Origin of the sequence: Pelomonas cellulosilytica, from assembly GCF_021353265.1 — a bacterium.
GTDB classification, from domain to species: Bacteria; Pseudomonadota; Gammaproteobacteria; order Burkholderiales; family Burkholderiaceae_C; genus Pelomonas; species Pelomonas cellulosilytica.
In genome coordinates this window covers 212460-229530 of sequence record NZ_JAJTWU010000006.1, presented here as the reverse complement: position 1 = coordinate 229530, position 17071 = coordinate 212460, and the positions used below count along the sequence as shown (strand labels likewise).

General features: G+C 66.2%; 18 protein-coding genes and 1 tRNA gene. 18 read left to right on the top strand and 1 reads right to left on the bottom strand.

The genetic code is table 11. The features are described from left to right. From iscA to tsaD, 5 genes are all read left to right on the top strand, one after another. Positions 1–324 (top strand): iron-sulfur cluster assembly protein IscA, encoded by a 324-nt coding sequence (gene iscA / locus LXT13_RS16430; protein WP_233373042.1) that lies wholly within the window; start codon positions 1–3, stop codon positions 322–324. A 64-nt stretch (positions 325–388) separates the two neighbouring features. After that, positions 389–907, top strand: a complete 519-nt coding sequence (gene hscB / locus LXT13_RS16425) for a Fe-S protein assembly co-chaperone HscB (protein ID WP_233373041.1) — start codon at positions 389–391, stop codon at positions 905–907. Between the two features lie 4 nt (positions 908–911). Continuing rightward, entirely contained in the window at positions 912–2756 is a 1845-nt protein-coding gene (hscA, locus tag LXT13_RS16420) for a Fe-S protein assembly chaperone HscA (RefSeq protein WP_233373040.1), read from the top strand. An 11-nt stretch (positions 2757–2767) separates the two neighbouring features. Continuing rightward, positions 2768–3106 (top strand): ISC system 2Fe-2S type ferredoxin, encoded by a 339-nt coding sequence (gene fdx, locus LXT13_RS16415; protein WP_233373039.1) that lies wholly within the window; start codon positions 2768–2770, stop codon positions 3104–3106. Beyond that, positions 3103–4143 (top strand): tRNA (adenosine(37)-N6)-threonylcarbamoyltransferase complex transferase subunit TsaD, encoded by a 1041-nt coding sequence (tsaD, locus tag LXT13_RS16410; RefSeq protein ID WP_233373038.1) that lies wholly within the window; start codon positions 3103–3105, stop codon positions 4141–4143. The genes fdx and tsaD overlap by 4 nt, the downstream gene beginning before the upstream one ends. Here the strand turns inward: tsaD and LXT13_RS16405 are convergent. Next, the gene (locus LXT13_RS16405; protein WP_233373037.1) at positions 4140–4526 is read right to left on the bottom strand and encodes an Hsp20/alpha crystallin family protein; all 387 of its coding nucleotides are present in this window, start codon (positions 4524–4526) and stop codon (positions 4140–4142) included. The genes tsaD and LXT13_RS16405 overlap by 4 nt on opposite strands. Positions 4527–4897: 371 nt before the next feature. Here LXT13_RS16405 and rpsO point away from each other — a divergent pair, with 371 nt between their 5' ends. The 13 genes from rpsO (at position 4898) to nuoG (ending at position 17070) form a co-directional block, all read left to right on the top strand. Beyond that, the gene (gene rpsO / locus LXT13_RS16400) at positions 4898–5167 is read left to right on the top strand and encodes a 30S ribosomal protein S15 (protein ID WP_233373036.1); all 270 of its coding nucleotides are present in this window, start codon (positions 4898–4900) and stop codon (positions 5165–5167) included. A gap of 220 nt (positions 5168–5387) precedes the next feature. After that, positions 5388–7541 carry a polyribonucleotide nucleotidyltransferase gene (gene pnp / locus LXT13_RS16395; protein ID WP_233373035.1) on the top strand — a complete coding sequence of 718 codons (2154 nt, stop codon included), beginning with the start codon at positions 5388–5390 and terminating at the stop codon, positions 7539–7541. 11 nt (positions 7542–7552) lie between these two features. Continuing rightward, the gene (locus LXT13_RS16390; RefSeq protein WP_233373034.1) at positions 7553–8539 is read left to right on the top strand and encodes an NAD(P)H-quinone oxidoreductase; all 987 of its coding nucleotides are present in this window, start codon (positions 7553–7555) and stop codon (positions 8537–8539) included. A gap of 13 nt (positions 8540–8552) precedes the next feature. Then, complete coding sequence (gene tpiA / locus LXT13_RS16385) at positions 8553–9296, top strand: triose-phosphate isomerase (protein WP_233373033.1); 744 nt, start codon at positions 8553–8555, stop codon at positions 9294–9296. A gap of 64 nt (positions 9297–9360) precedes the next feature. Next, positions 9361–9744: a preprotein translocase subunit SecG gene (gene secG, locus LXT13_RS16380; RefSeq protein WP_233373032.1), complete on the top strand. Its 384-nt coding sequence runs from the start codon at positions 9361–9363 to the stop codon at positions 9742–9744. Positions 9745–9856: 112 nt separating this feature from the next. Next, positions 9857–9941, top strand: a tRNA-Leu gene (locus LXT13_RS16375). Between the two features lie 186 nt (positions 9942–10127). Then, positions 10128–10487 carry an NADH-quinone oxidoreductase subunit A gene (locus tag LXT13_RS16370; RefSeq protein ID WP_233373031.1) on the top strand — a complete coding sequence of 120 codons (360 nt, stop codon included), beginning with the start codon at positions 10128–10130 and terminating at the stop codon, positions 10485–10487. A 30-nt stretch (positions 10488–10517) separates the two neighbouring features. After that, positions 10518–10994 (top strand): NuoB/complex I 20 kDa subunit family protein, encoded by a 477-nt coding sequence (locus tag LXT13_RS16365; RefSeq protein ID WP_233373030.1) that lies wholly within the window; start codon positions 10518–10520, stop codon positions 10992–10994. A gap of 8 nt (positions 10995–11002) precedes the next feature. Continuing rightward, a complete protein-coding gene (locus tag LXT13_RS16360) occupies positions 11003–11599 on the top strand; it encodes an NADH-quinone oxidoreductase subunit C (RefSeq protein ID WP_233373029.1) in 597 nt (198 codons plus the stop codon). Between the two features lie 3 nt (positions 11600–11602). Beyond that, a complete protein-coding gene (locus LXT13_RS16355) occupies positions 11603–12856 on the top strand; it encodes an NADH-quinone oxidoreductase subunit D (RefSeq protein WP_233373028.1) in 1254 nt (417 codons plus the stop codon). Positions 12857–12869: 13 nt separating this feature from the next. Then, positions 12870–13394 (top strand): NADH-quinone oxidoreductase subunit NuoE family protein, encoded by a 525-nt coding sequence (locus LXT13_RS16350; RefSeq protein WP_233373027.1) that lies wholly within the window; start codon positions 12870–12872, stop codon positions 13392–13394. 7 nt (positions 13395–13401) lie between these two features. Beyond that, positions 13402–14742 (top strand): NADH-quinone oxidoreductase subunit NuoF, encoded by a 1341-nt coding sequence (gene nuoF / locus LXT13_RS16345; protein WP_233373026.1) that lies wholly within the window; start codon positions 13402–13404, stop codon positions 14740–14742. A gap of 21 nt (positions 14743–14763) precedes the next feature. Beyond that, a complete protein-coding gene (gene nuoG / locus LXT13_RS16340; RefSeq protein WP_233373025.1) occupies positions 14764–17070 on the top strand; it encodes an NADH-quinone oxidoreductase subunit NuoG in 2307 nt (768 codons plus the stop codon). Position 17071: the final 1 nt, after the last annotated feature.

Here is a 17071-nt window from a genome sequence, read left to right as displayed (position 1 = left end):
ATGTCCGTCACCCTGACCGAAGCTGCAGCCCGCCACGTCAAGCGCTACATCGCCAAGCGCGGCAAGGGTATCGGCGTGCGCCTGGGCGTCAAGACGACCGGATGCTCGGGCCTGGCCTACAAGCTCGAATATGCCGACGAGGCGGCGCCGGAGGACGTGGTCTTCGAGGGCCACGAGGTGAAGATCCTCATTGACCCTAAGAGCCTGCCCTACCTCGATGGCACCGAGCTGGACTTCGTCCGCGAGGGCCTCAACGAAGGCTTCAAGTTCCGCAATCCGCGGGAGAAGGACCGTTGCGGCTGCGGCGAGTCATTCCGCGTGTGAGTGGTGGCGGGCTCTTTCGCTGAGCGCGGCACCGGCCGCGCTTTTTGCTTTCTTCTCGATCATCATGCGTCTGACCGACAACGACTTCCAGCTCTTCGGCCTGCCCGAACGACAGGTGCAGGATCGCGCAGCCATTGACGCGCGCTGGAAGGCTTTGCAGGCGGAGGTTCACCCCGACCGTTTTGCGGCAGATGGTGCCGCTGCGCAGCGCGTGGCCATGCAATGGGCCATGCGTGTCAACGAGGCCTACCAGCGCCTGCGTGACCCGCTGGCCCGCGCTGCCTACCTGTGCGAGCTGCGCGGCGCGCCCGTGCAGGCCGAGAACAACACGCAGATGCCGCCGGCCTTCCTGATGCAGCAGATGACCTGGCGCGAGGCGCTGGACGACGCCGCGGACGAAGCTTCACTACAGGCGCTGGACGACGAGGCGGCCCGTGCCGAAACCGCCGCGCTCGAGCGGGCCCGGACCTTGCTGGACGAGGCGGGCGACGCGCCCGCCGCCGCCTCCCAGGTGCGTGCCTTGATGTTCATCCAGCGCTTTCGCGCCGACATCGACAAGCGGCTGGCCGCTTTGGATGCCTGATCCCATGGCTCTTCTTCAAATCTCCGAACCCGGCGCCTCGCCCGACCCGCATCAGCGCCGCATCGCCGTCGGCATCGACCTGGGCACGACGCACTCTCTGGTTGCAGCCGTGCGCCACGGCGTGGCCGAATGCCTGCCGGATGAGCAGGGCCGCGTCATCTTGCCGTCCGCCGTGCGCTACCTGCCGGAAGGCCGCCGCCAGATCGGCGCCGATGCGCTGGCCGCGCAGGCTGAGGACCCCGAGAACACCATCGTTTCCGTCAAGCGCTTCATGGGGCGCGGCGTGGCCGACGTGGCCCACCGCGAGCGGCTGCCCTACCGCTTCGAGGACCGGCCGGGCATGCTGGGCATCACCACGCGCGAAGGCGTCAAGAGCCCCGTCGAGGTGTCGGCTGAGATCCTGGCGACGTTGCGCTTTCGAGCCGAGGACACGTTCAACGACGACCTGTTCGGTGCCGTCATCACGGTGCCGGCCTACTTCGACGACGCCCAGCGCCAGGCGACCAAGGACGCGGCCGAGTTGGCCGGCCTCAAGGTGCTGCGCCTCATCAACGAGCCCACCGCCGCGGCTATCGCCTACGGGCTGGACAACGCCAGCGAAGGGCTCTACGCCGTCTACGACCTGGGCGGTGGCACCTTCGACATCTCGCTGCTGCGCCTGACCAAGGGCGTCTTCGAGGTCGTGGCGACTGGCGGCGACGCCGCGCTGGGCGGCGACGATTTCGACCGTGCGCTGGCCGACTGGGCGCTGGCGGGGCGGGTCGTGGAGTCCGCTCACGACAAGCGCGCCGTCCTCGTCGCGGCTCGGGCAGCTAAGGAGGTCCTGTCGGATGTCGAGTCGGCCGAACTCGTCGCGGCGCTGGACGCCGGCGAGCTGCGCGTGACAGTCACCCGCGCCCAGTTCGAGGAGCTCGCGCAGTCGCTGATCGCCAGGACGCTGTCTGCCGTGAAGCGCGTGCTGCGCGATGCCAAGGTCAAGCCGGCGGATGTGCAGGGCGCCGTCATGGTTGGCGGATCCACGCGCATGCCGGTCGTGCGTCGCGCAGTCAGCGAGCTGTTCGGCCGCGAGGTGCTGACCAACCTGAACCCCGATGAGGTCGTCGCGCTCGGAGCCGCCATCCAGGCCAACCAGCTCGCCGGCAATGCGGCCGATGGCGAGATCCTGCTGCTGGACGTCATTCCGCTGTCACTGGGCCTGGAGACGATGGGTGGTCTGGTGGAGCGCGTCATTGAGCGCAACTCGACCATCCCGGTCGCCAAGGCGCAGGACTTCACGACCTTCAAGGACGGCCAGACGGCGCTGGCGGTCCATGTCGTGCAGGGCGAGCGCGAGCTGGTCAGCGAATGCCGGTCCCTCGCGCGCTTCGAGCTGCGAGGCATTCCGCCGATGGCCGCCGGGGCCGCGCGCATCCGTGTCAGCTTCCAGGTCGATGCGGACGGCCTGCTCAGCGTGTCGGCCGAGGAGCTGACCTCGGGCGTGCAGGCGGCCATCACCGTGAAGCCCAGCTACGGCCTGTCTGACGACCAAATCGCCGGCATGCTGAAGGACGGCTTCACCAGCGCCGAGGGCGACATGGCGGCGCGCAAGCTGCGCGAGGCCCGTGTGGAGGCTGAGCGCATGGTGCTGGCGACGCGCAGCGCACTTGCCGCAGATGGCGACCTGCTTTCCGCGCCGGAGCGCGAGTCGCTCGAAGTGCGCCTGACCGCGCTGGCCGCCATGGCTGAAGACGCCGATGCGATCGAAGCCGCCACGAAAGCCCTGGCTGAAGCCACCGAAGCCTTTGCCGCCGAACGCATGAACCGCTCCATCGCCCGCGCCCTCACGGGCCGCGATGTCAGCCAGCTCTGAGACCCGTCACCATGCCCGTCATCACCATCCTGCCGCACGCCGAGTACTGCCCGCAGGGCGCGACCGTCACAGCGCCGCCCGGCACGTCGATCTGCGAGGCGCTGCTGGACCACGACATCCACATCGAGCACGCCTGCGACCAGGTCTGTGCCTGCACGACCTGCCACGTCATCGTGCGCCAGGGCGGGCGCTCGCTGTCCGAGATGGAGGAGGGCGAGGAAGACATGCTGGACCGCGCCTGGGGCCTGGAACCCGACTCGCGGCTGTCCTGCCAGGCCATCCTCGGCCAGCAGGACGTGACGGTCGAGATCCCCAAGTACTCGATCAACCACGCCAAAGAGGGCAAGTGAGCGTCACCCGTATCTTGGGCTTCGAGTCGTCCTGCGACGAGACGGGCGTCGCGCTCGTCGAGGTCAGCGGCCGCGCCGCGCCGCGGCTCGTCGCCCAGGCGCTGCACAGCCAGATCGCGATGCACCAGGCCTACGGCGGCGTCGTGCCCGAGCTGGCTTCGCGCGACCACGTACGGCGCGTGCTGCCGCTGGCGCGCGAGGTGCTGGCGCAGGCCGGCTGCACGCTGGCAGACGTGGACCTTGTTGCCTACACGCAAGGCCCCGGGCTCGCGGGCGCATTGCTCGTGGGTGCGGGCGTGGCCGTATCGTTGGCCGCGGCGCTGGACGTGCCGGCGCTGCCCATCCATCATCTGGAAGGGCATCTGCTGTCGCCGTTCCTCAGCGCCGACCCGCCCGAGTTCCCGTTCGTTGCGCTGCTCGTCAGCGGTGGCCACACGCAGCTGATGCGGGTGGACGACGTGGGCGCCTACGAGATCCTCGGCGAGACCATCGACGACGCGGCCGGGGAGGCTTTCGACAAAAGTGCCAAGCTGCTGGGCCTGCCGTATCCGGGCGGCCCGCACCTGGCGCGCATGGCCGAGTTCGGCAACCCGGAAGCGTTCGACCTGCCGAGGCCGCTGCTGCACAGCGGCAAGCCGGACTTCAGCTTCGCCGGCCTGAAGACGGCCGTGCTGACGCAGGTGAAGAAGATCGGTGACTCGCCGTGCGAGCAGACGAAGGCGGACCTGGCGGCATCGACACAGGCTGCCATCGTGGAAGTGCTTGTCAAGAAGTCGTTGTTGGCGCTGAAGGCCACGGGCTTGAAGCGCCTCGTCGTCGCCGGTGGCGTCGGCGCGAATGCGAAGCTGCGCGAGCAGCTGAATGCGGTCTGCGCCAAGCGTGGCGTGCGCGTGCACTACCCCGAGCTGTCGCTATGCACCGACAACGGCGCCATGATCGCGATGGCCGCCGCGCTGCGGGTACAGCGCGGCTCGGCTGCGACCCGGCGCGACGGCGGCTTCGAAGTCCGTCCGCGGTGGGAGCTCGGAGCCGCTTAGTTGACGGTCAGGAAGCCGCCGTTCTCGGCGACACGCTTGGCCAGTTTCAGCGTCAGCACGCCGTTGTCGAAGCGGGCTTCGGAGCGGCCCTGGTCGACGTCGGCCGGTAGCGCGAAGCTGCGGGCGTAGCGGGCGGCGCGGCGTTCGCGGTAGACCAGGCGCGAGCCATCGGCCGGTGCGGCCTCGTCGGGGGTCGTCTCGATGCTCACGCGGCGGCCATCGACGCGGACCTTGACGGCCTCCTTGGCGACGCCGGGCAGGTCGGCCGTGACGTGGTAGGCCTGCTCGTCCTCGCTGACATCCAGCGCCGGCGTGCGGGCGGTGTCGACGTCGAAGGAGCGCAGCACGCGCGCCGCATGGCGGGGATGGGTCAGATAGAACATCGTGGAACTCCGTTGGTTTGCGCTGCTGAACCGGTCGGGAGCAGCACCCGATGCAGCGGAGATTGGGCGGCGCGAAGGTGGTTCAAGAGGTATGGCGGGGCTGGGCCCATGAAGTCACGCATTTGCAGGGCGGGGTGGTCGGCGCCCTTGAAGCCCGCATCGTTGGCGCCATGTTCGCGCGCCTGACCTGCCGCAGCTTGGGCGCCCGGCCGCCTTGGGCTACAATCCGCAGGTTTTGCGCCTTGTGCGTGAAACGTCAGCACGGCTCGGGGTGGTTTCCCCCGTGTCCGCAAGTCAACCCCGGAAACCGTCTGAGGCGGCGCCAGCAGTTGCGTCTCGCCCGGCCGGACTTCCGAAACCCAGGAAAACAAATGTCCGTCGCCGATCTGAACAAGGCCGAAATCGTCAAGGCCAATGCCCGCAGCGCCAATGACACCGGTAGCCCCGAAGTCCAAGTCGCTCTGCTGACCGCCCGCATCAACGAGCTGACCCCCCACTTCAAGCTGCATGCCAAGGACCATCACGGCCGCCGCGGCCTGCTGAAGATGGTCAACACGCGCAAGAGCCTGCTGGCCTACCTGAAGCGCGTTGACGCCGACCGTTATGTCGCGCTGATCCAGAAGCTGGGCCTGCGCAAGTAATCTAGCGAATCCGTCGAGGAGCCTGTCTGGTCCATCAAGCCCAGTACAGGCTCTTCGTCTTTTTGCCGGAACCAAGCTGACGTGGTCGCGGATCATTCCAAGACGGCTCCGTTTGAGAGTCGCCCTGGAATGGCATCTGGACCAAACCCAGCCTCGTTTCCGGTTTCACCGGGCGCCCAAGTTTGATGACTAGCGCCCAACATAAACAGGAGAAATGAGCATGTCCATGTTCAACAAGGTCACCAAGTCCTTCCAATGGGGCCGCCACCAAGTCGTGCTGGAAACGGGCGAGATCGCCCGCCAGTCCACCGGCGCCGTCCTCGTCAACATCGAAGGCACCGTCGTGCTGGCCACCGTGGTCGCCAAGACCGAGGCCAAGGCCGGCCAGGACTTCTTCCCGCTGACCGTCGACTACCTCGAGAAGACCTATGCCGCCGGCAAGATCCCCGGCAGCTTCTTCAAGCGTGAAGGCCGCCCGAGCGAGCACGAGACGCTGACCAGCCGCCTGATCGACCGCCCGATCCGCCCGCTGTTCCCCGAAGGCTTCTTCAACGAAGTCCAGGTCGTCATCCACGTCGTGAGCCTGAACCCCGAGGTGCAGGCCGACATCGCCGCCATGATCGGCACGTCCGCCGCGCTGGCCGTGTCCGGTATCCCCTTCAACGGCCCCATCGGCGCTGCCCGCGTGGGCTACGTCAACGGTGACTACGTGCTGAACCCCAGCAAGTCCGAACTGGCCAACAGCCAGATGGATCTGGTGGTCGCCGGTACGCAAGCTGCCGTGCTGATGGTCGAGTCCGAGGCTTCGGGCCTGTCGGAAGAAGTCATGCTGGGTGCCGTGGTCTTCGGCCATGAGCAGGGCAATGTCGCCATCGCCGCGATCAACGAGCTGGTCAAGGAAGCCGGCAAGCCGGCCTGGAACTGGACTGCACCTGCCAAGGACGAAGCCTTCATCGCCAAGGTCAACGCCCTGGCCGAAGGCCCGCTGCGCGAGGCCTACCAGATCCGCTCCAAGCAGGCCCGCACGCAAGCCTGCCGCACGGCCGCGGCCAACGTCTTCGCCGCGCTGACCACCGAAGGCGTGTCGTTCGACAAGGTCGAGGTCGAAGGCCTGCTGTTCGAGATCGAAGCCCGCATCGTCCGCAGCCAGATCCTGGCCGGCGAGCCGCGCATCGATGGTCGCGACACCCGCACCGTGCGCCCCATCGAGATCCGCAACGGCATCCTGCCGCGCACGCACGGCTCGGCGCTGTTCACGCGTGGCGAGACGCAGGCCCTGGTCGTCGCCACGCTCGGCACGGACCGTGATGCGCAGCGTATCGACGCGCTGGATGGCGAGTTCGAAGACCGCTTCATGATGCACTACAACATGCCCCCCTTCGCCACCGGCGAGACGGGCCGTGTGGGCTCGCCGAAGCGCCGCGAAATCGGCCACGGCCGCCTGGCCAAGCGTGCCCTGATCGCCGCGCTGCCGAGCAAGGAAGACTTCCCGTACTCGCTGCGCGTCGTCTCCGAAATCACCGAGTCCAACGGTTCGTCGTCGATGGCTTCCGTCTGCGGCGGCTGCCTGGCACTGATGGACGCCGGCGTGCCGATGAAGGCCCATGTGGCCGGCATCGCCATGGGCCTGATCAAGGACGCCAACCGCTTCGCCGTGCTGACCGACATCCTGGGTGACGAAGATCACCTGGGCGACATGGACTTCAAGGTGGCCGGCACGACGACCGGCATCACCGCCCTGCAGATGGACATCAAGATCCAGGGCATCACCAAGGAAATCATGCAGGTCGCGCTGGCCCAGGCCAAGGAAGCCCGTCTGCACATCCTGTCCAAGATGGTCGAGGCCATGGGCACGGCCAACACCGAGGTGTCGCAGTTCGCGCCGCGTCTGTACACGATGAAGATCAACCCGGAGAAGATCCGTGACGTCATCGGCAAGGGCGGCGCAACCATCCGCGCGCTGACCGAAGAGACCGGCACGACCATCGACATCGGCGAAGACGGCACCATCACCATCGCCTCGGCCGACGCCGAGAAGGCCGAGATGGCCAAGAAGCGCATCGCCGAGATCACGGCCGAAGTCGAAGTGGGCAAGGTCTACGAAGGCCCGATCGTCAAGATCCTGGACTTCGGTGCGCTCGTGAACCTGCTGCCTGGCAAGGACGGTCTGCTGCACATCAGCCAGATCGCACACCAGCGCGTCGAGAAGGTGACTGACTTCCTGCAGGAAGGTCAGGTCGTCAAGGTCAAGGTGCTGGAGACCGACGAGAAGGGTCGCATCAAGCTGTCCATGAAGGCGCTGATCGATCGCCCCGAGCGTGAGCCGCGTGAGGCCGCGCCGGTCGAGGAAGCCGCGCCTCCCGCCGCCGAGTAAGTCATCCGGCGATGAAGGCCATCGCGATCGCCCGCCCTGGCGGGCCCGAGGTGTTGGAGCTGGTCGAGCGGCCGGACCCGGTCGCGGGCTCGGGCGAGTGCCTAATCCGCGTGGCGGCCTCTGGCATCAATCGGCCGGACGTGCTGCAGCGCAAGGGCGCCTACCCGCCGCCGCCGGGGGCGAGTGACCTGCCTGGCCTGGAGGTTGCTGGCCAGATCGTCGACGGCGACGCGGAGGCGCTGGCTGCGCACGGCCTGGCGCTGGGCGACAGCGTCTGTGCGCTGGTCAACGGCGGCGGCTATGCGGAGCTGTGCGTGGCGCCGGTCGGGCAATGCCTGCCGGTCCCGCGTGGCTGGACGCTGACGCAGGCGGCCACGTTGCCGGAGACCTGCTTCACTGTCTGGGCCAATGTGTTCGAGCGCGCGGCGCTGAAGGCGGGCGAAACGTTGCTTGTCCACGGTGGCTCCAGCGGCATCGGCGTGACGGCCATCCAGATGGCCAAAGCGCTGGGTGCCCGCGTGTTCGTCACGGTCGGCGCGGCCGACAAGGCCGAGGCCTGCGAGGCGCTCGGCGCGGAGCTGGCCATCAACTATCGCGAACAGGACTTCGTTGCCGAGGCCCGTGCGGCGACCTCGGGTCGAGGTGTCGACGTGATCCTCGACATGGTGGCGGGTGACTACATCGGCCGCGGCGTGCAGGCACTGGCGGAGGATGGCCGCCTGGCCGTCATCGCCGTGCAGGGCGGGGTCAAGGCCGAGATCGATGCCGGCCTGGTGCTGCGCAAGCGCCTGACCATCACTGGCTCGACGCTGCGACCGCGCTCCACGGCGTTCAAGTCCGGCGTTGCGCGTTCACTGCGGGGTGCCGTGTGGCCGCTGATCGACGCGGGGCACATCAAGCCGGTCATCTACCGCGAACTGGCAGCCGCCCAGGCGCCCGAGGCCCACGCTTTGATGGAGTCGAACCGGCACATCGGCAAGATCGTGCTGACCTGGTGACGGAGGAGTTGACATGAGAAGAAAACTCGTCGTGGGCAACTGGAAGATGCATGGCAGCCGCGCGGCCAATGCGCAGCTGCTCGCGGGTCTTAAAGAGGCCGGGCCGTGGAACGCCGATGTAGCGGTCTGCGTGCCGTTTCCCTACATCACCGAGACAGCGCTCGCGCTGATGGGGTCGTCCCTCGTGTACGGCGCGCAGGACTGCTCGTCGCACGAGCAGGGCGCCTACACCGGCGAGGTTTCGAGCGCGATGCTGGCGGACGTCGGTTGCCGCTATGCCATCGTGGGTCACTCGGAGCGCCGCGCGTACCACGCGGAGAGCGATCAGCTCGTCGCCGACAAGGCGAAGGCGGCGCTGGCCCATGGCGTCACGCCGATCGTCTGTGTCGGCGAGACGCGCGCCGAGCGCGAGGCCGGCCAGACCGAAGCCGTGGTGAAGCGCCAGCTCGCCGCCGTCATCCACACGCTGGGGCATTGCTGTGGCGAGATGGTGGTGGCGTACGAGCCCGTCTGGGCGATCGGCACCGGCCTGACGGCCACGCCCGAACAGGCGCAGGCGGTGCACGCGGTGCTGCGTGCCCAGTTGCAGGCTGCGACGGATCGCGCAGCAGCCATGCGCATCCTGTATGGCGGCAGTGTCAAGGGCGACAACGCCGCGCAGCTGTTCGCTCAGGCGGACATCGATGGTGGCCTGATCGGTGGCGCGTCGTTGAAGGTGGCTGATTTCGCCGCCATCTGCCTGGCCGCCGCTCACTAAGAATTTTTTCCGGCGCCCGCGCCGCAGGGCGGGGCGTCACAAGTGTTTTGATGGAGTGTTTGGAATGCAGTTCTTTGCGAATCTGGTGTTGATCGTCCAGTTGCTGTCGGCTCTCGCGATCATCGGTCTGGTGCTGGTGCAGCACGGCAAGGGCGCCGACATGGGCGCCTCCTTCGGCAGCGGGGCCTCGGGCAGCCTGTTCGGTGCTACGGGCAGCGCCAACTTCCTGTCGCGCAGCACTGCCGTGGCCGCGACGCTGTTCTTCGGCTGCACGCTGGGCCTGGCTTTCCTGGCCAATGGCCGCTCGGCGGTCTCGGCCGGCGACACTGCGCTGGACCGTGCGCCGATCGCTGCGACGGCTGCCTCCGCGGCGGCGTCGGGTGCCGCGGCCATCCCCGGCGCGGTCCTCGCGCCGGCTCCGGTTGCTGCATCGGCCGCGTCGGAATGATGCCCGAGTAAAAACCTCGCTTCGACGCCAGGGCGCCCCTGGTTTTCGGTATAGAATGCGAGGCTGTCTGACAAGGCAAACCCTCCTTGGTCGTCAGACGATTTGAATACCAGCCGTCGTGGTGAAATTGGTAGACACGCTATCTTGAGGGGGTAGTGGCGAAAGCTGTGCGAGTTCGAGTCTCGCCGACGGCACCAGACAATGAAGCGGCCTGTCGCTTCGAAAGCCCGGCCTGAAGCCGGTTGATCGGAGCAAGGTTCCAGGCGGGCGCGATCCGCGAGCGACATCATTCGATTCGCTGGTGGCGCGCCTGTTTGCTTTTGTGGTCTGCTTTTTGCAGATCGCGTTGACTTTCTGTTAGCCCGGCTCTGGGGACTTCAACGATGAATCTCGAACAGTATCTGCCCGTCATCCTCTTCATCTTGGTCGGCGCAGCAGTCGGGATCGCTCCCCAGTTGCTCGGCGCGCTGCTCGGCCCGAATCGGCCTGACGCGGCCAAGAATTCCCCCTACGAATGTGGCTTCGAGGCGTTTGAAGACGCGCGCATGAAATTCGACGTGCGCTACTACCTCGTCGCCATCCTCTTCATCCTGTTCGACCTGGAAATCGCCTTCCTGTTTCCGTGGGCTGTTGCGCTCAAGGAAATCGGGGCGACTGGCTTCTGGGCGATGATGATCTTCCTCGGCATTCTGGTCGTCGGCTTTGCCTACGAATGGAAAAAGGGCGCCCTGGATTGGGAATGAGCGTTCGCCGACACAAGCTGGGAATTCCAAATGGCAATTGATGGCGTCTTGAAAGAGGGCTTCGTCACCACGTCGGTCGACAAGCTCATCAACTGGTCCAAGACGGGTTCGTTGTGGCCGATGACCTTCGGTCTGGCCTGCTGCGCCGTCGAGATGATGCACGCGGGTGCCGCGCGCTATGACATCGACCGTTTTGGCATGCTGTTCCGTCCGAGCCCGCGTCAGTCCGATCTGATGATCGTGGCCGGCACGCTGTGCAACAAGATGGCGCCGGCGCTGCGCAAGGTGTACGACCAGATGGCCGAGCCGCGCTGGGTGCTGTCGATGGGCTCGTGCGCCAACGGCGGCGGCTACTACCACTACAGCTACTCCGTCGTACGCGGCTGCGATCGCATCGTGCCGGTGGACGTCTACGTGCCCGGCTGCCCGCCGACGGCCGAGGCGCTGCTGTACGGCATCCTGCAGCTGCAGGCGAAGATCCGCCGCGAAAACACCATCGCCCGCTGAGCCCCGGAATGAGCCTGAACCTCGATACCCTGGCCCAGCAATTGGGTGCCATCCTTGGCGAGCGCGTCGTCTCGCTCAAGAACGCCCTCGGCGAACTGACGCTGACGGTCCGCGCCGCCGACTACTTCGGCGTGGCGACGACGTTGCGTGATCATGCCGAGCTGAAGTTCGAACAGTTGCTCGACCTCTGCGGCGTCGACTACAGCAGCTACGGCGATGGCCTGTATGAAGGCCCCCGTTATGCCGTCGTCAGCCATCTGATGTCGGTCAGCAAGAACTGGCGCCTGCGCCTGAAGGTCTTCGCGACCGATGATGACTTCCCCTGCGTGGCCTCGGTCACGCCGGTATGGAACTCGGCCAACTGGTTCGAGCGCGAGGCGTTCGACATGTACGGCGTCATCTTCGACGGCCACAACGACCTGCGCCGCATCCTGACGGACTACGGTTTCATCGGCCACCCGATGCGCAAGGACTTCCCGGTGTCGGGTCACGTCGAGATGCGCTACGACGCCGAGCAGAAGCGCGTGGTCTACCAGCCGGTGACCATCGAGCCGCGCGAGATCACGCCGCGCATCATTCGTGAAGACAAGTACGGCGGTCTGTAAGTTATGGCTGAAATCAAGAACTACACGCTGAACTTCGGGCCTCAGCACCCGGCCGCCCACGGCGTTCTGCGTCTGGTGCTGGAGCTGGACGGCGAAGTCATCCAGCGTGCCGACCCGCACATCGGCCTGCTGCACCGTGCGACGGAGAAGCTGGCCGAGCAGAAGACCTTCATCCAGTCGCTGCCCTACATGGATCGTCTCGACTACGTGTCGATGATGGCCAACGAGCACGCTTACTGCCTGGCCATTGAGAAGATGCTGGGTATCGAGGTGCCGATCCGTGCGCAGTACATCCGCGTGATGTTCGCCGAGCTGACCCGCATCCTGAACCACCTGCTGTGGCTCGGCGCGCACGGGCTGGACTGCGGTGCGATGAACATCCTCATCTACTGCTTCCGCGAGCGTGAGGACATCTTCGACATGTACGAGGCGGTGTCGGGTGCGCGCATGCACGCGGCCTACTTCCGTCCGGGCGGTGTCTACCGCGACCTGCCGGACAGCATGCCGCAGTACCAGGTCAGCAAGATCAAGAACGCGAAGACCATTGCCCAGCTCAACGAGAACCGCCAGGGTTCGCTGCTGGACTTCATCGAGGACTTCTGCCGCCGCTTCCCGAAGAACGTCGACGACTACGAGACGTTGCTGACCGACAACCGTATCTGGAAGCAGCGCACCGTCGGCATCGGTGTAGTGTCGCCCGAGCGCGCGCTCAACATGGGCTTCACTGGTGCGATGCTGCGCGGCTCGGGAATTGCCTGGGACCTGCGCAAGAAGCAGCCGTACGACGTCTACGACAAGATGGATTTCGACATCCCCGTCGGCACCAACGGCGACACCTATGACCGCTACTGTGTGCGCGTCGAAGAGATGCGCCAGTCCAACCGCATCGTGCAGCAGTGCGTGCAGTGGCTCAAGGCCAACCCCGGCCCGGTCATCACCGACAACCACAAGGTGGCGCCGCCGGCCCGTGTGGACATGAAGTCCAACATGGAAGAGCTGATCCACCACTTCAAGCTCTTCACCGAAGGCTTCCATGTGCCGGAAGGCGAGGCCTACGCAGCCGTCGAGCACCCGAAGGGCGAGTTCGGCATCTACCTGGTCAGCGACGGTGCCAACAAGCCGTATCGCCTGAAGATCCGCGCGCCTGGCTTTGCCCATCTCGCGGCGCTCGACGAAATGGGCAAGGGCCACATGATTGCTGACGCCGTGGCCATCATCGGCACGATGGACATCGTGTTCGGCGAGATCGACCGTTGAAGCTGTGACGACGATGACGACTTCCAACACCACCGCTTCGAGCTACACGCTCAGCGACGCGACCCGCGCCCGCTTCGATCGCGAGGTCGCCAAGTACCCGTACGAGCTGCGCCAGTCTGCCGTCATGGCCTGCCTGGCCATCGTGCAGCAGGAAGAGGGCTATGTGCCCCGCGCCGCGGAAGACGCGATCGCGGCGCACCTCGGCATGGCGCCCATCGCCGTGTACGAGGTGACGACCTTCTACAACATGTACAACCAGAAGCCGGTTGGCAAGTTCAAGCTGAATGTCTGCGCGAACCTGCCCTGCCAACTGCGCGACGGCCAGAAGGCGCTGGACCATCTGTGCAGCAAGCTCGGCATCGAGCAGGGCGGCACGACGGCCGACGGCCTGTTCACCGTGCAGAAGAGCGAGTGCCTGGGCGCCTGTGCCGACTCGCCGGTGATGCTGGTCAACGACCGCCAGATGTGCAGCTTCATGACGGCTGATCGCCTCGACGAGCTGGTTGACGTGCTGCGCGCTGAAGCCGCCAAGGCCTGAGGACGACATGCTGGACCTCTCCAAATTCCAAAGCACCGGCAACGAGACCTGCTTCCACGGCCGCCACATCAGCCCGCAGATCTATGCGGACCTGAACGGTAAGAACTGGTCGATCAAGGACTACGAAGCCCGTGGTGGCTACGCAGCGCTGCGCAAGATCCTCGGTAAAGACGGCGGCGAAGGTTTGACGCCTGACCAGGTCATCGCCGAAGTGAAGACCTCGGCCCTGCGCGGACGCGGCGGCGCAGGTTTCCCGACCGGACTGAAGTGGAGCTTCATGCCCCGCCAGTTCCCGGGCCAGAAGTACCTCGTCTGTAACTCTGACGAAGGCGAGCCTGGCACCTGCAAGGACCGCGACATCCTGATGTTCAACCCGCATCAGGTGATCGAAGGCATGGCCATCGCCGCCTACGCGATGGGCATTACCGTCGGCTACAACTACATCCACGGCGAGATCTTCGAGGTCTACGAGCGCTTCGAAGCCGCCCTGGAAGAAGCCCGTGCTGCCGGCTATCTCGGCAACAACATCATGGGCAGCAGTTACAGCTTCCAGCTGCACGCCCACCACGGCTTCGGCGCCTACATCTGCGGCGAGGAAACTGCGCTGTTGGAATCGCTGGAAGGCAAGAAGGGCCAGCCGCGCTTCAAGCCGCCGTTCCCGGCTAGCTTCGGCCTGTACGGCAAGCCGACCACCATCAACAACACCGAGACGTTTGCCGCGGTGCCCTGGATCATCCGCAACGGCGGCCAGGCCTACCTCGAGATCGGCAAGCCCAACAACGGCGGCACCAAGCTGTTCTCCGTGTCGGGCGACGTCGAGAAGCCCGGCAACTTCGAAATCCCGTTGGGTACGCCGTTCTCGGTGCTGCTCGAAATGGCGGGCGGCGTGCGTAAGGGCCGCAAGCTCAAGGCCGTCATCCCCGGCGGTTCGTCGGCTCCTGTGCTGCCGGCCGAGGTCATGATGAACTGCACGATGGACTATGACTCCATCGCCAAGGCAGGCTCCATGCTCGGCTCGGGCGCCGTCATCGTCATCGACGACTCGCGGTGCATGGTGCAGAGCCTGCTGCGTCTGTCGTACTTCTACGCGCACGAATCCTGTGGCCAGTGCACGCCCTGCCGCGAAGGCACGGGCTGGATGCACCGTGTGCTGGAACGCATCTACCACGGCGAGGGCAGGGCAGAGGATCTCGACCTGCTGAACTCCGTGGCTGACAACATCCAGGGCCGCACGATCTGCGCGCTGGGCGACGCTGCCGCGATGCCCGTGCGCGCCATGATCAAGCACTTCAAGCACGAGTTCGTGCACCTGATTGAACACAAGAAGCCCCTGGTGGCTCCGACCTGAGCTGCCTAGGGAAACACCATCATGGTTGAAATCGAACTCGACGGTCAGAAGGTCTCGGTCCAGGAAGGCAGCATGGTCATGCATGCTGCCGAGAAGGCCGGCACCTACATCCCGCATTTCTGCTATCACAAGAAGCTGAGCATCGCGGCCAACTGCCGCATGTGCCTGGTGGACGTGGAGAAGGCGCCCAAGCCCATGCCCGCCTGCGCGACGCCGGTCACGCAAGGCATGATCGTCCGTACCAAAAGCGACAAGGCGATCAAGGCGCAGCAGGGCGTCATGGAATTCCTGCTGATCAACCACCCGCTGGATTGCCCCATCTGTGACCAGGGCGGCGAGTGCCAGCTACAGGACCTGGCTGTCGGCTACGGCGGCAGCAAGAGCCGCTATACCGAAGAGAAGCGCGTCGTCTTCCACAAGAACGTTGGCCCGCTGATCTCCATGGAAGAGATGAGCCGCTGCATCCACTGCACGCGATGCGTCCGCTTCGGTCAGGAGATAGCCGGCGTCATGGAGCTGGGCATGGCCCACCGCGGCGAGCACAGCGAGATCCAGACCTTCGTCGGCCGCACGGTGGACTCCGAGCTGTCGGGCAACATGATCGACATTTGCCCGGTCGGCGCGCTCACGAGCAAGCCGTTCCGCTACAGCGCCCGCACGTGGGAGCTGTCGCGCCGCAAGAGCGTCAGCCCGCATGATTCCACGGGCGCCAACCTGATCGTTCAGGTCAAGAACCACCAAGTCATGCGCGTCGTTCCGCTGGAGAACGACGACGTCAACGAATGCTGGATCGCCGACCGTGACCGCTTCAGCTACGAAGCGCTGAACAGCGACGCCCGACTGACCGCGCCGATGATCAAGCAGGGCGGCGCGTGGAAGCAGGTCGACTGGACCACCGCGCTGGAATACGTCGCCAACGGCCTGAAGTCCATCAAGGCGGATCACGGTGCCAAGTCCATCGGCGCCCTGGGCTCGGCCCACAGCACCGTGGAGGAACTGCACCTGCTCGCACAGGTCGTGCGTGGCCTGGGCAGCGACAACATCGACCATCGCCTGCGCCACAGCGACTTCGGCAACGCCGCTCCCGCCGGCCAGGCGCGCTGGCTGGGTACGTCCATCGCCAAGCTGTCCGAACTGGACCGCGCGCTGGTCGTCGGCTCCAACCTGCGCAAGGATCACCCGCTGTTCGCCGCCCGCCTGCGCCACGCCGCGCGCCGCGGTGCCGCGGTGAGCCGCATCGGCACTGGCAACGACGACTGGCTGTTGCCGCTGGCGACCTCGCAATCCATCGCGCCGTCGGGCTGGGTGCAAGCGCTGGCCGACGTGGCGGCCGCCCTCGGCGCGGGCGCACCGTTGGCTGGTACGGCAACCGACACGGCCAAGGCCATCGCCGCGAGCCTGCAGTCCGGCAGTGCCAAGGCCATCCTTCTCGGCAATGCCGCTGCCGAACATCCGCAGGCGGGCAGCCTGCTGGCGCTCGCGCAATGGATCGGCCAGCAGACCGGAGCCACCGTCGGCTACCTGACCGCTGCGGCCAACACCGTGGGTGCGCAGTTGGTGAAGGCCCAGCCGCAGGTCGACGGCCTGAATGCCGCGCAGATGCTGACCGGTTCTTCGCTGAAGGCCGTGCTGCTTCTCAACACCGATCCGGTGCTCGATTCCGCCAACGCCGCCGCTGCCGCCAAGGCACTGGACGCGGCCGAGATGGTCGTCGTGTTGAGCCCGTTCAAGACCGGGCTCGAATACGCCGACGTGCTGCTGCCTATCGCACCGTTCACCGAGGCCTCCGGCTCGTTCGTCAACGCCGAGGGCCGCCTGCAAAGCTTCGTTGGTGTCGTCAGGCCGCAGGCCGAGACGCGCCCGGGCTGGAAGGTGCTGCGCGTGCTGGGCAACCTGTTGGGCCTGCCGGGCTTCGACCAGGACAGCTCCGAGCAGGTGCGAGAGCAGGCGCTGGGCGGTGACCTGACAGCCCGCTTCAACAACGCCGCGTCGGCCACGGTGCAAGCCGGCACCAAGGGTGAGGGGGTCGAGCGCTTTGCCAACCTGCCCATCTACGCGACTGATGCACTGGTGCGCAATTCCACGTCGCTGCAGCTGACGACCGACGGTCGTGAGGCCGCCACGGTCGGCCTGCCCACCAGCCTGTGGCAACAGCTCGGACTGATCGAAGGCGACCAGGTTCGCATCGTCCAGGACGGCGGCGCTGCCCAACTGCCGGCACGCCTGGAAGCGGGTCTGCCGGACGGCGTGGCCCGCGTGCCTGCCGGCCTGCCCCAAACCGCCACCCTCGGCGCGGCCTTCGGCACGCTGAGCATCAGCAAGGTCTGAG